Source organism: Planomonospora alba (genome assembly GCF_039534085.1).
In the GTDB taxonomy this organism is placed as follows: domain Bacteria; phylum Actinomycetota; class Actinomycetes; order Streptosporangiales; family Streptosporangiaceae; genus Planomonospora_B; species Planomonospora_B alba.
The window spans coordinates 41,029-57,377 of sequence record NZ_BAAAUT010000005.1; the positions used below are offsets into that span (position 1 = coordinate 41,029).

At 69.8% G+C, this 16,349-nt stretch carries 11 protein-coding genes and 1 pseudogene; 1 reads left to right on the forward strand and 11 read right to left on the reverse strand.

Translation table 11 applies throughout. From position 1 onward, the window contains the following. Window positions 1-7 precede the first annotated feature (7 nt). The 3 genes and pseudogenes from ABD823_RS34565 to ABD823_RS04055 form a co-directional block, all read right to left on the reverse strand. Window positions 8-274: pseudogene (locus ABD823_RS34565) on the reverse strand (ArsR/SmtB family transcription factor); the annotation flags it as partial. Window positions 275-286: 12 nt separating this feature from the next. Continuing rightward, window positions 287-637, reverse strand: coding sequence for a VOC family protein (locus ABD823_RS04050; RefSeq protein ID WP_344856026.1), 351 nt, complete (start codon window positions 635-637; stop codon window positions 287-289). A 151-nt stretch (window positions 638-788) separates the two neighbouring features. After that, window positions 789-2,216: a DHA2 family efflux MFS transporter permease subunit gene (locus tag ABD823_RS04055; protein ID WP_344856028.1), complete on the reverse strand. Its 1,428-nt coding sequence runs from the start codon at window positions 2,214-2,216 to the stop codon at window positions 789-791. 374 nt (window positions 2,217-2,590) lie between these two features. Between ABD823_RS04055 and ABD823_RS04060 the strand changes: the two genes are divergently transcribed. Then, on the forward strand, window positions 2,591-3,961 hold the full coding sequence (locus tag ABD823_RS04060) for an LVIVD repeat-containing protein (RefSeq protein WP_344856030.1): 1,371 nt from the start codon (window positions 2,591-2,593) through the stop codon (window positions 3,959-3,961). A gap of 119 nt (window positions 3,962-4,080) precedes the next feature. Here ABD823_RS04060 and ABD823_RS04065 read toward each other — a convergent pair whose 3' ends face one another. From ABD823_RS04065 to ABD823_RS04100, 8 genes are read right to left on the reverse strand one after another with little or no spacing between them, the layout of a single operon-like run. Further along, window positions 4,081-4,629 carry a hypothetical protein gene (locus ABD823_RS04065; protein WP_344856032.1) on the reverse strand — a complete coding sequence of 183 codons (549 nt, stop codon included), beginning with the start codon at window positions 4,627-4,629 and terminating at the stop codon, window positions 4,081-4,083. 29 nt (window positions 4,630-4,658) lie between these two features. Continuing rightward, on the reverse strand, window positions 4,659-5,552 hold the full coding sequence (locus tag ABD823_RS04070; protein WP_344856034.1) for a hypothetical protein: 894 nt from the start codon (window positions 5,550-5,552) through the stop codon (window positions 4,659-4,661). Between the two features lie 47 nt (window positions 5,553-5,599). Then, the gene (locus tag ABD823_RS04075) at window positions 5,600-6,352 is read right to left on the reverse strand and encodes an NADPH-dependent F420 reductase (RefSeq protein ID WP_344856036.1); all 753 of its coding nucleotides are present in this window, start codon (window positions 6,350-6,352) and stop codon (window positions 5,600-5,602) included. A 30-nt stretch (window positions 6,353-6,382) separates the two neighbouring features. Further along, on the reverse strand, window positions 6,383-6,823 hold the full coding sequence (locus tag ABD823_RS04080; RefSeq protein ID WP_344856038.1) for an acyl-CoA thioesterase: 441 nt from the start codon (window positions 6,821-6,823) through the stop codon (window positions 6,383-6,385). Beyond that, window positions 6,820-12,441, reverse strand: a complete 5,622-nt coding sequence (locus tag ABD823_RS04085; RefSeq protein WP_344856040.1) for a type I polyketide synthase — start codon at window positions 12,439-12,441, stop codon at window positions 6,820-6,822. The genes ABD823_RS04080 and ABD823_RS04085 overlap by 4 nt, the downstream gene beginning before the upstream one ends. Before the next feature lie 4 nt (window positions 12,442-12,445). Continuing rightward, window positions 12,446-13,396 (reverse strand): enediyne biosynthesis protein UnbU, encoded by a 951-nt coding sequence (locus ABD823_RS04090; protein ID WP_344856042.1) that lies wholly within the window; start codon window positions 13,394-13,396, stop codon window positions 12,446-12,448. Beyond that, window positions 13,393-15,309 carry an FG-GAP repeat domain-containing protein gene (locus ABD823_RS04095; protein ID WP_344856044.1) on the reverse strand — a complete coding sequence of 639 codons (1,917 nt, stop codon included), beginning with the start codon at window positions 15,307-15,309 and terminating at the stop codon, window positions 13,393-13,395. Before ABD823_RS04095 ends, ABD823_RS04090 begins: the two co-directional genes overlap by 4 nt. Next, the gene (locus tag ABD823_RS04100) at window positions 15,306-16,238 is read right to left on the reverse strand and encodes a DUF1702 family protein (protein WP_344856046.1); all 933 of its coding nucleotides are present in this window, start codon (window positions 16,236-16,238) and stop codon (window positions 15,306-15,308) included. Before ABD823_RS04100 ends, ABD823_RS04095 begins: the two co-directional genes overlap by 4 nt. Window positions 16,239-16,349 lie beyond the last annotated feature (111 nt).

Genomic DNA, 16,349 nt, shown 5'->3' on the forward strand with positions numbered 1-16,349 from the left:
TGGCCAAGGCCGCCTGGCTGGCTCGGTAGAAGCGCCGGGTTCCGTCGCGGCGCTCGACGACCAGACCGGCTTCCCTGAGAACCTTCAGATGCTGGGAGACCGCCGGCCGGGTGACCTCGAAGTGTTCCGCGATCTTCCCGACCGGCAGTTCGGTGGATGCGATGAGGCTGAGGATCGCCCGGCGCCGCGGCTCGGCGATCGCCCGAAGGACCATGTCCAGTTCCTCGTCCTCGTCCGCGTTCGCGGATCCGGATCGCATCTCACCGGCGGACATCGTGTCTGCTTCTCAGCGCTGCCAGAGCCCGACGCGGTTGCCGTCGGGGTCCCGGAAGACCGCCATGACGCCGATTCCGGGGATGTCGTACGGCTCCGTCTCCCGCTTGCCTCCGAGGGACTCGACCTGCTTGAGGCTGGCCTCGGCGTCGTCGACGACGACGTACAGCACGATGCCCGCGGGGCTGTGCTCACCGGCCTCGCCGATACCGCCCGGAATGCCCTCGGAAGAGGCGGTGTCGATCATTCCGTAGTTCATCTGGGGGTCGACGTCGATCTTCCAGCCGAAGATCTCCGAGTAGAAGGCGCGGGACTTGGCCGAGTCCTTAGCCGTGATGTCGAACCAGGCGACGGGCTTTCCCATGGCTTTCCCTTTCCTGTGGTGGTTTCCGCTGCGAGCCGTCCGCTCCGGGGCGGACGGCCCTCCCGGTGGTGATCCGGTGCCGGTCGGGCGGTCTGCGCTCGGAGGCGTGGTCCGCATCCCCTGCGCACCCGGCCGGGAGGTCTGAGGTGTTTCAGGAGGTGGCGGGATCGGGCTGCGCGTCCGAAGGCGCCGGGGCGGGGGCCGCCTCGTAGTCGGGACGACGGATGATCATGGCGATGACGACTCCGGCGAAGGTGACGACCGAGAGCACGATGGTCGCCGGCGTGAATCCGGCGACGAACTGCTCGCTCGCGCCGTACCCCCCGGTCGCGGTGAACACCGCCGCGGCCGCCGCCACCCCGAACACCGCGCCGACCTGGCGGATGGTGTTGCTGACGCCGGCCGCCATGCCGACCTGCATGGGGCTGACCGACCGCATGACCGCGGAGGCCACCGTCGGGAAGGCGATGGATACTCCGATACCGGCCAGGAGCAGCGGGAAGATCATCGGACCGTAGCCCGTGCCCGCCGAGGCCATCAGCGCGATCGCGAGGAAGCCGATGCCGTGCAGGAGGAGTCCGGCCATGACGAGAGGGCGCTCCCCCATCTTGTCGGCCATCTTCCCGGCGATCGGCGAGATGACGATCGCGAGCCCGACCCAGGGGAGCATTCGGATTCCCACTCCCAGAGGGTCGTTGCCCTCCGCCAGCTGCAGGTACTGCGCGAAGACGAAGCCGTTGCCGTACAGCGCCGCGGCGAGCACGAAACCGGCCAGGCATCCGCCGGTGAAGCTGAGGTTGCGGAACATGCTCAACGGCATCATGGGGCTGGACGTCCTGGTCTCCCAGAGCACGAACAGCACCAGTGCGATGACGCCTCCCGCGAACCCGCCGAGGATGAGAGGCGATGTCCAGCCCACCTCACCTCCGCGAATGAGGGCCTGGGCGATCCCGAAGACGCCGAGAGTGGAGAGCACGAGCCCCAGCAGGTCGATGGACCTCGTCTCCCCCTTGGTCTCGGCGATCTTCATCATGCTCATGGCGATGAGGATCACACCGACCGGTACGTTCAGCCAGAAGATCCACTGCCAGGCGAACCCTTGGATGATCAGACCGCCGACGAGCGGGCCCGCGGCCACCGCGACACCCGAGATCGCGCCCCAGACGCCGAACGCGGCCCCTCGCTCCTGCGGCGGGGTGGCATCGGTGATCACCGCGAGGGCCAGCGCGATGGCGATGGCGCCTCCGATGCCCTGGAGCCCGCGTGCGGCGATCAGCGTCTCGATGGAACCGCTCAGCGCGCAGAGCGCCGAGCTGATGGTGAAGATCCCTACACCGGTCACGAACAGCGCGCGCCGGCCGAACCGGTCTCCCAGGGCCGCGCCCGTCAGGATGAACGCGGCGAAGCCGAGCTCGTAGGCGCTGACGGTCCAGCCCAGACCGGAGACCCCCGCGCCGAGCTCTTCGTGCAGGGTGGGCAGCGCGGTCGTCACGACCAGCACGTCGAGGCCGACCATGAAGGACGCGAACGAGGCGAGGACCAGAGTCCAGCGCTGTCGGTCCCGTGAGTAGGCCGGCAAGGAATTATCACTGACGGTCATGGCTACTCCAACCAGACAGATTGGCAGTACGAGCAGCGCCTCATGTCACAGGTCTCCGGATCCGGTCGCGCACCGGTAACCGGCTCGTGGACCGCGCCGGCTCGGTGACCTGCGGATCACTGCGTGACTCAGAACGTTAGTCTTCCCTTTCGAAAGCGTCAACTGTCATTCGGGGTACCGCAGAGAGGGGCCGCACAACCTCGGCCGCGCCGGACCACCCGGATCCGGAAGCTATTGACTATATATTTATAAAGTAATCCACTTGGTTCATGGAGACAAGCAATCCCGGGAGGCGAGAGAGCGCCGGACCACCTCCTCGCGCCGCGCGCCGGCGGTGGGCCCGTGTCGCGTCCGTGCTGCCGCTGGCCGTCCTGCTGGCCCTCGGCGGTGTCACGGCCGTTTCGGCGGGCGGCGGAGCGGATGACGACATCATCCGCAGCAGGAACATCAGGCACCTGGCGAACATCGCCAGACAGCCGCCGCTGGACACCCCCTTCTCCCCCAGCACGGACCTGGCCTTCACCGGAACCCATGCGATCGCCGGCAACTTCGGCGGATTCACCGTCTACGACATCGCCGACCCGCGCTCTCCCCGGCTCGTCACCCAGGTGATCTGCCCCGGGGCCCAGAACGACGTGTCGGTGACCGGGAACCTGCTCTTCCTGTCCACGGACGACCCCCGCAGCGACGACTCCTGCCAGAGCTCCCCCGGGGCGGCACCGAACGGAGACTCCTGGGAGGGCATGAAGATCTTCGACATCAGCGACATCTCGCATCCGCGGTACGTGGCCTCGGTGGAGACGCCCTGCGGATCCCACACGCACACGCTCGTCCCGGGGAAGGGACGCAACCGCGGCGCCGTGTACGTCTACGTGTCCTCCTACCATCTCCCCGGCACCTCGCTCCCCGGCTGCCGGCCGCCGCACGACAAGATCACCATCATCAAGGTCCCGCTGGACGATCCGGCCGGCGCCGCCGTCGTCGCCGAGCCCGTCCTGTTCCCCGGGGGTGGGAACCCTGGAGGCGGAGCCACCTGGTATCCGACCACCGGCTGCCACGACCTGACCGTCCACCTCGGGAAGGACCTGGCCGCGGGGTCCTGCATGGGCGACGGCGTCCTCATCGACATCTCCGATCGGGAGCGGCCGCATGTCATCGCCTCCGAGCGCGACTCGGTGAACTTCGCCTTCTGGCACTCGGCCGTGTTCAACAGCCGCGGCGACAAGGTGGTGTTCACCGACGAGCTGGGGGGCGGCCTGGCCGCCACCTGCAATGAGGCGGTGGGACCCACCAGAGGTGCCAACGCCGTGTACGCGATCAAGGGCAGAGGCGACCGGCGCACCCTGGTCCTGCAGAGTTACTACAAGATTCCGCGGCACCAGACCGCCACGGAGAACTGCGTCGCCCACTACGGATCACTGGTGCCGGCCGTGGGCCGCGACATCATGGTGCAGGCCTGGTACCAGGGAGGGGTGTCGGTCTGGGATTTCACCGACGCACGCCGACCGCATGAGATCGCCCACTTCGACCGGGGTCCGCTCTCCCCGACGCAGTTGGTGCTCGGAGGAGCGTGGTCGGCTTACTACTACAACGGTCACGTCTACGTCACCGACACGCAGAAGGGCCTGGACGTGATCGACATACGGGACCTCCGTACCGTCACCGCCAAGCTCGTCCGTCATGACGAGTTCAACCCCCAGACCCAGCTGCCCTACCGGAGATGACCGCCCCCGGCGAAGACCGTCGTGCCGCTCCTTCCGGGAAGGAGCGGCACGACGGGGACCTCCCCGTCACCGCCGGGGCGCGCGGCGGTCCCGCCTCCGTCCGGGAGGCCCCGGTACGGTCACGCGGGAGCAGGTGCGCACGTGCACGTCATCGCGGAGCGCTCCTGCGGGGACGGGCGCAGATGCAGGATCATCGCGATCACCATGGGCACGAAGACGATCCCGTTGTAGAACAGGTGGAGCTCCACCCGCGGGATGAGCAGCTGGATCAGGCTGGTGGGCGTCGGGCGGCCCAGGAGGTTCGCTCCGGTCAGCGCCTGGCCGAGCAGGAGCAGGTGCTCGAAATGGTGCCACACCTGGAGTGCCAGCGAGACGTTCCACCAGGTCCGCGCCCGTCCGGCGAAGGCGGGACGCAGGATGATCAGGCCGATGAGCATGAGCAGCGCGTACCCGTAGTGCAGCCACTCCGAGTGGACCAGCCAGGGGAAGGGGATGCCCAGCACTCCCCTCGCCTCGTGGACCGGCCACCCGAGGGCGTAGATCTGGAAGGCCTGTGCGAGGTGCTCGGCCCAGTGGCCCAGCACGATCAGCAGGTAGAGGCCGAGTGCGGTGCGGTGGTGCCGTCCGTTGAGCCCCGGGGAGATCCGGGGGATGCTGTGCGTCGCCATGTGCGGTCTCCGGAGGAGTAGTGATTCGATCAGTACCAGGTGATCGTCGGGTACCAGATGACGCCCGTCCGGGCGAGGAGCCGGACGTCCCAGTAGAGGAAGGTGAACACGCCGGCCACGAGGAAGGCCGAGGCTGTGATCACGGCGGCGCGGCCCGGCTTGGCCGTGATCCAGCGCTGGACGCGGCCTCCTGCGGCGACCGACAGGAGCAGGAAGACGACGGCCAGGACGACGATGTTCCCCAGGGACTGGGTGACGAAGGCGAAGGCCCCGTACAGGGGATTGCCGCTGTCGGCGACGTCGCGGAAGAGCTGCCGGTAGAGCCCGAACGGGCGGCCGATGAGGAACGCGCCGATCAGCAGGCCCATCACGAGGGAGCGGATGTGGGGGAAGCGCCGTTCCACGCCTTCCAGCGGATCCTTGACGATCTTCAGCGCCGCGAGGCCGAGGTAGCACAGGATGAGGCCGATCACCCCGAAGACCACCATCGACTGAACGAGGCGGGGGGATAGACCGCTGCTCGCCGTGGCGGTCGAGTACTGCGGCAGGTGGGTGCCGAACAGCGCGGCGACGACCCCGTAGACGGCGGACACGGCGGCCATCCCGGCGGCGAGCCAGCCGAGGGGTGGCAGCGTCTGCGCGAACCGGCTGCGCAGGGAGCGCTGCTGACCGAGCAGCGGCGCGACGGCTCCCAGCGCGGCGATGTTGCACGCGGTGAACGTCCCCCCGAGACCGCTCGCGAAGGCGAAGGCGATGCCGGCGAGCGCGCTGGTCATCGGCGCTTCGGCCGCTTCGTGACCGAGGATCGCGCTGGTCACTCCGTCGCCGATGACCTTGTCGACGAAGGGGGCCGACCACAGGACGGTCAGCGCGAAGCCTCCCAGGGCGCTCAGCCCGATGACGACCCCCCGTCGTACGGGCACCGCTCCCGGCCCCGTGGAGGATCGGGCTGTCACGGTTCCGATGTCGGTCACGTTCGGTTCTCCTTCCGCGGTACGAATGCCGGACCGGATGTCCGGCTGTCTTGCCATGCGTCCTCCGGGGGCTCACCGCCGAGCCTCAGCAGCCGGAATCCCACCGCGTCGCCCAGCCCCTCTTCCTGTCCGATCCGGCGCAGCAGTTCGGTCAGGCCCTCGATCCACCTGCTGTTGCGTAGCGGCCCGGCGTCGGCCACGTCGAACCCGGCCGTGCGGAGGAGCCGGGTCACGCACTGCTTCGCCTCGCGGTCGTCTCCGGTGACGGGGACGGTGGGCGGCGGACCTCCGCGGGCGAAGGCACGGACCTGGCGTGCCGATACGCAGTTCAGTCCTTTGACGATCGGACTCTTCGGGAAGGCGTCCGCGATCAGCTCGGCCGCCGAGTGGTATCCGGTGCCGTGCAGGTCGGACGGGAGCGGGTTCGAGACGTCCACGAGCACCTTGCCGCCGAGAAGGTGGCCGATGCGCGGGGCGACCTCCGTACGACTGGCGTGGACCGGCGTCGCGAGGATGAGCAGTCGCGCCATGGCCGCGACCGTCTCCGGATCCGCCGCCACGGCGGAGGGGAGCCGTGCCGCCAAGGCCTCCGCGGTCCGTCGTCTCCCCCCTGCCAGGTGCACCGGGAACCCCCGTGCGGAGAACAGCTCCGCGAGGGCGGCGCCCATCGCGCCGCAGCCGATGACACCGAGCGCCAAGGGAAGGCCCTGGTCGTCGTAAGGGGTATCCGGCAGGCGCGTACCCGCCATGTGCGTCTCCTTCTCATGCGCTCATGCGCGTCAGCGGTGCTCCATCGCGCCGGCATAGGCCGCCAGGGCGTGGTACAGCTCCGGCGGGACGTCCACGGAGACCAGCTCGTCTCCCGTCCGTTTCATGCAGGCGACCGTCTGGGTCCCGCGGGCCACGAGTTGGCCGGGACCGGAGTTGAGCCGGAAGTAGTCGAAGTCCATGACGATGCGGTTGACGTCGATGTCGCGCAGGGACATCCGTATCGACACCGTGTCGAACGCGGTCAGTTCCGCGAAGAACTCGCACGAGCAGGACACCGTGACCAGGGCGAGGTCCCCGGCGAGGTCCCGCAGCACACCGGGGGCGTGCGCCGCCAGGAACCGCTCCCGGCACGCCCCCTGCCAGGCGAGGTAGTTGGCGAAGTAGACGTTGCCGACGAGGTTGGTGTCCGCGAAGGTCACCAGGTGCTCGTAGGCGAAGTAGGGCCTCATGAGCCTCCCTTCAGCATGACGGTTACCGCGGCGAGGCGCCGTTCGCCTCCCAGGGGGATCACCACGGAAGCGAGGCGGTCGTCTCCGCTGCGCAGCAGGAGCCAGCCCTGCTCGTAGACCCCCTGCACGATCAGAGGTGATTGAGCGGCCGCGCGGCCGGACTTGGCCATGCACTCGCGTGCGGTCCAGAGCCGGGTGAGCACATGGGACTCCGGCTCACCGGTCAGCTTGACGATCTGGGCGGCATGCCCGGCCCAGAACCTCTCCACCGGCGGGCGCTCGGAGCCGTCCGCCACCCACTCCCAGTCGCAGGTCAGCGGTACGGAACCGCTGACCTGCAACACCAGCCCGTCCAGGTGGCTGCGGCCGACCGTCAGGTCCGGCAGGACGGAGCGCTGACCCGCCCTGCCCGCGGTCCTCCCCTCCTCCTTGGCGCGGACCTCGACGGCGACAGGGGTGTCGGGCAGCAGCCCTCCCAGGCTCCGTTCGAGATAGGGACCGATGAGGACGTCCGGGTACCCCTCATCCGGTTCGATCGGGCCGACGTCGCGGAGGCGGAGGCCCGTCCAGGTGATCACGGGTTCTCCGTCGCGATCACGGACGATCACGTCGTAGGTGTACTCCGCTCCCGCGTGCCCGCGCTCGACCGCGCTGAGGATCAGGTCGCCGCCGTCGTGGGATCCGGAGCGGACGGTGAAGGCGTCGCACCCCACGGGCAGCAGGCGCCGGTTCGGCACGCACGCCTGGAGGACGTGGACCGCGGCGTCGTTCACCGAGGGGTCACCGAGCACGAGCCCGCCGTGGACGCCCGGGCCGAACCGCCATCGGCCCTCCCCCTCCAGAACGGCCGTGCACGCCGTCGCCCGCAGGTGGTCGTAGGTGCGCAGCCGCTGGAAGAGCGGGCCGTGGAAGAACACGGGGCCGTAGAGATCACGTCCTCGATGCGGCGGCAGGGTCGATCGCACAGCGGGGACATCCAGCGGTTCCGGCGGGGAGAACGACATCCGGGCGGAGAAGTGGTCGACGGCGAATCCGGTCTCGTCGCTGCGGACGACGACCTCCACCTCACCGTCGTCGCCGGTGAGAGCGCAGATTCTGATGATCCGGGCCGCCCCCTCCGGGACGATCACCGGCCGGTCGAACCGGCAGTCCCGCAGACCGCTCACGGTGCGCCCGGTCAGCGCGGCGGCGGCTTGCGCCATGGCCTCGACGGCGCAGACGGCCGGGAGCACCATGAGGCCGTCGATGCGGTGGTCGAGGAGATAGGGGTCGCGTCCGGCGTCGAGCGCCGTCTCCGCCACCAGTTCGATCCCGGGGACCATGGTGCGTACCCGGCGGAGGTAGGAGCGACCCGCCGCGGCCTGAGGGCGGTCCAGCTGGGGGAGGCGGCCGGTGACGACGACGGACGGCTCCGCCGGGCGCGCCGCGAGCAGGTTCCGCAGCAGCCCGATGCCGGTCTCCACCGGCAGCGGTACCACGCCGGCCCGCATGAGGCCGTCGAGGACGTCGAGCCGTTCCCCCATGCCGGCGCCGGACCATGCGGTCCAGTCGATGTTGCAGACCCGGCATCCCGGCAGGTCGCGGGCGAGCACGCGGACCAGTTCCCGCATGCGGCCGTTGGCGAGGGCGTAGTGGGCCTCCCCGGGCAGGCCGAACCTCCCGATGACCGACCCGTACGTGACCAGCAGGCGCAGGGACGCACGGTCGAGGGCGTCGACGAGCGCGCGCAGGCCGTGGTACTTCGGCGCGGCGTGTTCGGCGTAGTCGGCGGGGCTCAGTTCCGTGAACCGCTTCGGGTGGTTGATTCCCCCGCTGTGGACGACCGCAGTGATCTGCCCGAGTTCTCCGGTGATCCTGCGGACCGCGCGGTTCACGGCGGCCGGGTCACCGAGATCGGCGCTCACGTAGACGTAGGGGATGCCCATGCCGTCAAGCTGGGAGAGGTTCGCGCTCAGTTCACCGTCGTCTTCCGGTCTGCTGCGTCCCAGAAGTGCGAGCCGTACCCCGCTCAGCCGTGCCAGGGCACGGGCTGTCTGGAACCCGATGCCCTTGCCGCCTCCCGTGACGAGGACGACGCCATCGGCGTCGAGCAACGGCTCCTGCCTGTCCGGGGACGGCAGGGGAACGTGTGCGAGGGTGCAGATCCGACCGTTCTCGTCGATCACGAGTTCCGGATGGCCGGCCGCAGACGACGCCAGGATGCGCACGACCGCGGCGGCGGAGGCGGCGGAGGCGCCGCCCACCCATCGGATCTCCAGGTCAGGGTGCTCCTGGCGGACCGTGGCCAGGTATCCGGAGGCCGTGTCCCCGTGGTCGACCACGGTGAGCGGGGTCGCCTTCTCAACCGCCGCCCGCGTCACGTCGAGCAGTCCTGCGATGTCCTCGTCGCCGGGGTCCTCCGGCAGGAAGAACAGCTCGGCCGAGGGCTGCCAGTCGTCGGTGTGGAGGAGCGGCTCCACCTCGGCCCGCAGGGGGCCTCTTCCCCAGACGCGCCAGGTGTGGTCGATGCCCTCCGCTCCCAGATCGACCGGTTCGCGGCGAGGCACCAGGATCCGGTGCCAGTCGGCCACTCCTGCAGGCACGGGTGGCTCGTGTGTGTCGTCACCGGCCGGGGGGAGGGTCTCGATCAACTGGATCAGTTCCGCCACCGACGCGTCGGCCAGCACCAGCGGTTCCACCGGGACGGCACGCCGGCAGGCCGCGGCCGCCTGCGCGGCGAGCTGGACCACCCGCAGGGAGTTCAGATGCAGATCGCTCAGCAGGCGGTCGTCGTCGCCGATGGCGTCGGCGGGCAGTTCCACGGCCGCGGCCACCAGCGCCCGCACCACGGAGGGCACGTCCCCGTCCAGGTCGTGGTCATCGATCACGGGTCGAGGAGCATCGGGAAGCGGCGCATCGGGCAGGAGTAAGGGCTCCGGAGCGCGCTCGCACGGGTTCTCCAGGAACTCGGGATCACGCCACGGATCGAAGTCCCGGTGGAAACGCTCGGCGAACATCGGCCGCAGGTCGTCCACGGCGCCCGAGGCGTACAGCACTCCGGCCGCCTGGCACAGCTCCGCGCCTGTCTGCGCCCCGATGTCCAGGGAGAAGGCCGGGAGCCCCGTGATGTCACCCGCGAGCGAGGCGAGCGCCCGTCCCGGGCCCACCTCGATGAACAGGTCGCAGCTGCCCGCCAGTTCCGATACGGCCTGGCGGAACAAGACCGGCGAGGTCAGCTGTACGGTGAGCAGCCGGCGCAGGTCGGCGCCGGCGTCGAGGCGCTCCCCGCTGACCGTGGAGTACACCGGACGGACCGGGGCTCCCAGGGCGACCTTGTCGAGGTAGGACGCCAACCGGGGCTCGGCCGCGGCGAAAGCGGGCGAGTGGAACCCGTGGCTGACGCTCAACCGCTTGGCGACGACGTTCCGTCCGCGGCACCGCTCCATGATCTTCTCCAGATCCCGCACCGGACCCGCCACCACGTGCGCGGCTCCGTGGTCTGCGGCGACGACGGCTTCGGTGCCGGAGAGGAGGTCCTCGAGCGGTTCCGGCCCGGAGATGATCGAGACCATCCCGGTGAAGGGCGCTCCGTGGTCGCTCATGATGCGGCCCCGGGCCGTGACCAGGGCCACGGTGTCGTCTTCGGAGAGAGTTCCGGCCCAGTGCAGGGCGGTGATCTCGCCCAGGCTGTGCCCGACCGCGCCCCGCGCCTCGACGCCCAGCCGGTTCAGCCAGCGCAAACCCGCCAGGGACGCTTTGGTGATCGCGGGCTGGGCCACGGCCGTGTCGGCGGTGCCGTCCGAGGAGGAGACATCGCCGAAGAGACCCGCGGTGTCAGGAGCGACGGCGCCAAGCGCGCCGGGCCCTGACGGCAGCGGGGCGCCCTGTCCCGTGAACAGCAGGCCCACCCTTCCGGAGAGGCCGCTCGCGACAGAGATCCCCGGTGACGTGACGAGGCCGTCGTTCCCGTGCTCCGTGACGATGCGTACGGCCTGCCGCGCCCTGCGGGCCAGCTGCTCCGGATCCGCCGCCACGACGGCGGCACGGTGGGGATGGCGGGCGCCGGCCGCCGTCCGCGCCAGGCCGGCGGCCAGATCCACGTGCTCGGCGAACGACATCGAACCGGCGACGGAGATCATCCGGTCGAGTTGTGCGACGAGCTCCTCGCGTGAGGCCGCCCCGAAGACGAACACCTCATGGCCGAGCCTGCGCCGGGCGGTGCGCTGTTCCCTGGAGGTGAGAACGGGACGCCGACGCGGTGCGGGCGACTCCAGGACCAGGTGCGTGTTGATACCGCCGAAGCCCATGGCGCTCACCGCGGCCCGCAGCGGAGCGTCCTGGGGCCATATCTCGGCATCGCGGACCGTGCGCAACGGCACCGCGGGAGCGCTCAGCAGTTCGTGCGGCTCCTCGCATCCCGTCGTCGGCGGGATCACCTGCCGGTGCAGGGCCATGGTGGCCTTCAGGAGCCCGGCCACACCTGCCGCGGCCTTGGTGTGGCCGATGTTGGCTTTGACCGACCCCAGCGCGGCGGGGCCGAGGACTCTCATGCCGCGCTGCGCCTCGATCAGAGTGGTGATCTCCACGGCGTCGCCCACGGCCGTCCCGGTTCCATGCCCTTCGAACAGGGCTACGGTCTCCGGTCCGAACCCCGTCCGTTCGTAGGCGCGGCGGACGGCGAGCAGCTGCCCTGCCCGCTCCGGCCGGGTGATCCCTCCTCTGCCGTCCGAGGACACGCCCCAGCCGCGTATCAGCGCCAACGGCGGTCGACCGGCCGCGATCGCGTCATCGGCCCGCATCAGGACCACCATGCCGCAGCCTTCGCCCGGCCAGAAACCGGTGGGGGCGGCGTCGTAGACCCGCATCGCCGATGCGGCGAGCGCACCGGTGCGGGCGAATCCCACGAGCTCGAACGGGTCGAGGCTCAGATCGACACCGCCGGCGATCGCCACATCGATGTCCCCCGCGCGCAGGGCGCCTGCCGCGGTGATGACGGAGAGCAGGGACGAGGAGCAGGCTCCGTCGACGGTGTAGCCGCCGCCGTGGAGGTCGAAGTGGTTGCAAATCCGACCGGCGATGGTGTTGGCCAGCCCTCCGGCCAGCATCTCGTCATTCGGCTCCGGGAAAGGGCTTTTGTACGCCTGCTCAAGGCCTGCGATGAAACGCGCCTGGGCTTCAGGAGTCCAGCCTTCGGCGGTCAGCGCCTGCTGGACCACCCGGCGCACGTACGGCCAGCGCAACCGCAGGCCGGCCGCGCGGCTGAACTCCCCGTTCATGCTGTTGCCGATGACGACACCCACACGATCGCGGTCGAGTCCGCGGCCCTCGGGATACCCGGCGGAGGCGAGCGCGTCGGCGGCGACCTCCAGGGCGAGCCAGTGTGCGGCGTCGGTGACCCGATGGGTGGCTCCCGGGACCCGGAACCGGGCCCGGTCGAAGGTCCAGCCCTCCAACACGGCGGCGAACCTGGCGTAGGTCCCGTCGGCGTCGTCGGCGGCGTAGTCGGCGAGGTTGAGCCGTCCAGGCGGCAGAGGCCGGAACGCTCTCCGCCCGGACAGCACCGTCTCCCACAGCTCGTCGGGACTGCTGGCATCGGGATACCGGCAGGCGGCACCGACGATCGCGATGGGTTCGTACATCAGTTCACGTCCTGTTCACGGCTTCGGGCGCGAGGCTCGGGATGTGACTCGGGGCTGAGGTCTCACGTGCCGGGGCGGACACCGCCTCGCCGCGGCGCCGGTGCAGGGAGACGGCCGCGAGCGCCGCGCCTCGGACGGCGCACACGATCACCAGGGCGAAGAAGAGGCCGAACGTGATGTGGAAGTGCACGAGAAGCCCGTACACGGCGGCGGCCGCGACTCCGAACAGCACCTGGCGTCCCGGCTTGACGGGGGTCGTGCCCGGATCGGTGATCATGTAGTTGGTGAAGAGCACGAACGCGGTTCCCGTCATGACGGTCAACGCCGTCACCGTGGCCGTCCCGTCGATCGCCGTACGGATCACGGCCTGCGCGGCGAATGCCCCCACCCAGCCGAGGATCAGCGGCATCTTCTTGGTGAGCATGGCGTTGAGCACGGTGCCCGATACGAGGATGACGGCCGGGATGACCCAGTCCAGTGGTCCGCTCACCCATTCGGTGAAGTGGTAGGGCGGCGCGATCCCGACCCAGGGGAAGACCAGGAGCACCACGACGATGCCGGTGTTGGAGGGGTTGAGCACGTGCCGGAAGGAGCCGTTGAGCCGTACCCGGATCAGGTATTTCGAGGCTATGGCCACGATGACGGCGAGGATCACCGGCGCGAGGCGGTCATTGGCGTACAGCAGCATGGCGCAGGCCAGGGCGCTGATGTGCGCGGGAAGCAGGAAGTCGAGCAGCCGGATCCAGCCTCCGGCGTATTTGACCGGCCGCCCGTTCACCGTGGCGTCGAGTCTCTCGAGGCCGAGTTCCAGGGCGTAGGCCACCGCGAGGGCGGCGAGCGGCGTGGCATACGCCTGTTCGAAGCCCAGGACGGTGTGCCCCAGCACGTTGAAGACGGTGATCGACACGGCGAACCGGCGCAGTGCGCTCGTGCGGGGGTCGGATGCAGGTGTCATCGGGTGATCTCCTGTGCTGAGCCGTCGGACGTGAGCAGGACGGTGTGCCAGCCCGGGGTCAGCGAGAGGCCGGCGTTGTGGCGGGTGCCGCAGGCGTCGCGCCAGGTGACGGTCACGTTCGCGGCCGTGGCTCTGCCGTCGAGAGCGAAGAGGAGTTCGGGTGACGACACGCCCGCGTGGCCTGCGGCCGGGTACACCTGCGCCGTTCTGGTCCCGGCCGCACCCGAGCCCACGTGCGCGGTGGCGCCGATCGCCGGAGTCACCGACGTCCCGGTCGTCTCGCCGCACGCCGCTGCCGGACGCATGAGCCGGATCCCCAGGAAGGGGTGGCGGGTGCTGCGGTTGTTGTGGTGGAGGAAGGACTGCCGCCACTGGTTGGCCACGGCGTAGTCGAGCCGTCCGTCGTGATCGATGTCCGCCAGCGCGATTCCCCGGGTGGGTCCGGCGTTGTCGACCCCCAGCCGGGCGGCGATGTCGTGGAACCTGCCATCCGGCGCCTGGACGAAGAACCTGTCGGGATCGTCACCGGACAGGTCGTCTCCAGGGCCGAAGCGCGGCCACATGTCGGGGTTCTTGAGGAGTTCGTCATTGGTCATCGCCAGTTCCTGCAGTTCCGCCCAGCGGTTGCTGGTGCCCTTGATGAACCCGGTGGCCTGCAGGATCTGCACCCGGCCGTCCCCGGCGAAGTCCCCGGTCTTCAGGTCCCAGCCCCAGCCGGATCGGGAGATGCCCAGAGGTTCGCTGCGGTCGTCGTAGAAGGCGGTTCCGTCCTCGCCCAGCACCTTCCTGCGTGTGCTGACCCAGGCGAAGTTGCTCTCGTGCAGCGCGTAGTCCTCGGTGATGTTGCTGACCACCATGTCGGGGACGTCGTCCAGGTTGAGGTCCGGGAAGGCGACGCCCATGCCCTTGAACGAGTCCCTGCCCAGCACCTTCGACTTGGGGGTGGTGAAGTGCCGCACTCCTTCCATCACCTGGAACCGCGGCTTCCCCGGTGTGGAGACGTTGCGCAGCAGCCGGTCGGGGCCGAAGTCGTTGGCCACGTACAGTTCCGGCAGCCCGTCACCGTCCAGGTCCTGGGCCCCCATGGCGAGTGTCCACCCGTTCGCCATCTCGGGTGAGAGCGCCCCGGTGGCTTCGGTGAAGCGCGCCTGGGGGACCGTGCCGCCCTGCGCCTCCCGGAAGAGCAGCACGCGGTTGCGCCCGGCGTTGTAGCCGGCCGACATCGAGTCCTGCATCTGAAGTTCGGGCTGGTCGGCCTCCGGGTCCAGCACCCGGGCTCCGTCGGGGAAGTAGTTGCCCAAGGCGATGTCGGTGTGGCCGTCACCGTCGAAGTCGGCGAGGGAGATCGCGTTGGTGTTCCAGACCTCGAAGGGCTGGATGAGCTCCTGCCGGGTGAAGGAGGAGGACGCGACGGGCTGGGCGTTCCTGAGGAAGAGCACCGGCGAGCGGCCCCAGTAGTAGACCAGTGCGTCCGTCCGCCCGTCCTCGTTGTAGTCGGAGGGCACACAGCCCATCGGGGCCATCGTCGAGTCGTACGGGAGACCGGACGGTTCGAGTGCGACGGGGGCGAACCGGTCGCCGGTGGTGGGAGCCGGTCGCAGGGTGACCGACTCGTCCCGCGGGTCGACGAGGCAGACGTCGTCCGCGCGGCCGTTGGCGTCGAAGTCGGCCAGGGCGACAGCGGCCCCCAGCGAGGAGATCCAGTGGTTGATCTTCTCGTAGGCGGGTGCCACGGTACGGATGTCGCGGGTCGTGGCGGCCTCGTTCAGCGGCAGCTTCTCGAAGGAGAAGTCCTTCGCCAGTGAAGCGACGGTGGCGGGGGACGCCTCGGGGAGCCGGGCGACCTGCCAGCCGCCGATGACCAGAAGGGCCGCGCAGAACTGGGTCAGTCTGGTCTTGATACGGCTTCTCACCTGGTCACCCCTCGTGTGTGCAGGCTCCAGGCATGGCGGATCCGGGCCCGCCACTGCTGGTAGTCCTGCGCTGTCACCTGCCGGTCGGGCACGGCGTGCAGTGCGTCATCGGTCCACCCGGCCGCGATCTCGGGTTCGGCTCCGGTGAGAGTCCGTACGGCGGTCGCCACCTGCGCAGTGACGGATTCAGCCAGATGGTGCGCTTTGGCGGCGAAGGCCGCCCCCTGGGCGAGGTGCTCGTGGTAGCCCGCCGACTCCCCGATCAGCCGGTCCAGGACGTCCACCGTCTGCGCACCGGTGTAGCCGGCGGCCAGGCCGATGCCCGCCCACAGATCGGCACGGCGGCTTGCAGGGAAGGTCCTGATGGTGGCGGCGATCCGCGCGGGGTCGGCTCCCGCGTAGAACCACAGGGCCCGGCCGGCTCCCTGATCCCGTATGGGCAAAAAACGGCCTTCGACGGTCCGCTCGACGCGACCGGCGAAGACGCGAGCGGGCCGGAAGAACGCCTGGTGGAATCCCCAGCCGTCCCAGGCCAGCCACCGCAGCAGCGGCTGGTCGGATCGGACACCGGTCCACGGCCTCAGCCGCATACGCGCGAAGGCCCAGCCCGCCCCGACCTGGATGAGGTGGACGTAGCGCCGGCCGTCTCCCCTCTGCAGGGCGAGCAGCCGGCGGCCTCTCGTGCCGGTGAGCAGGTCCAGGAGCGCGGTGCTCATCGCGGCGCCCTCGAACGCGAAACCGCGTAGGCCGGGGTCGAGATGCGTGAAGGTGAGCGCGTCGGGTTCCCGTACGAGTGCGGCGTTGTAGCCGGCGGCGAAGCTCGTCACGGCGGCGTCGAGAGCCGGTCGGGCCTGCGGGGAGGCGGATGCGAAGCCTCGCCTGCCGAGGTCGAGATCGTCGACGTCGAGCGTGAGCGGCCGCCGCAGCAACGATCTCAGGAATGAGCCGGAAGGAGCCATCATCAAACCCCGTTGCATCAGAGGGAGGTCTGAAAGGCAACTAATAACACCGACCGGTAAATGTCAACACAAATTCCGCGA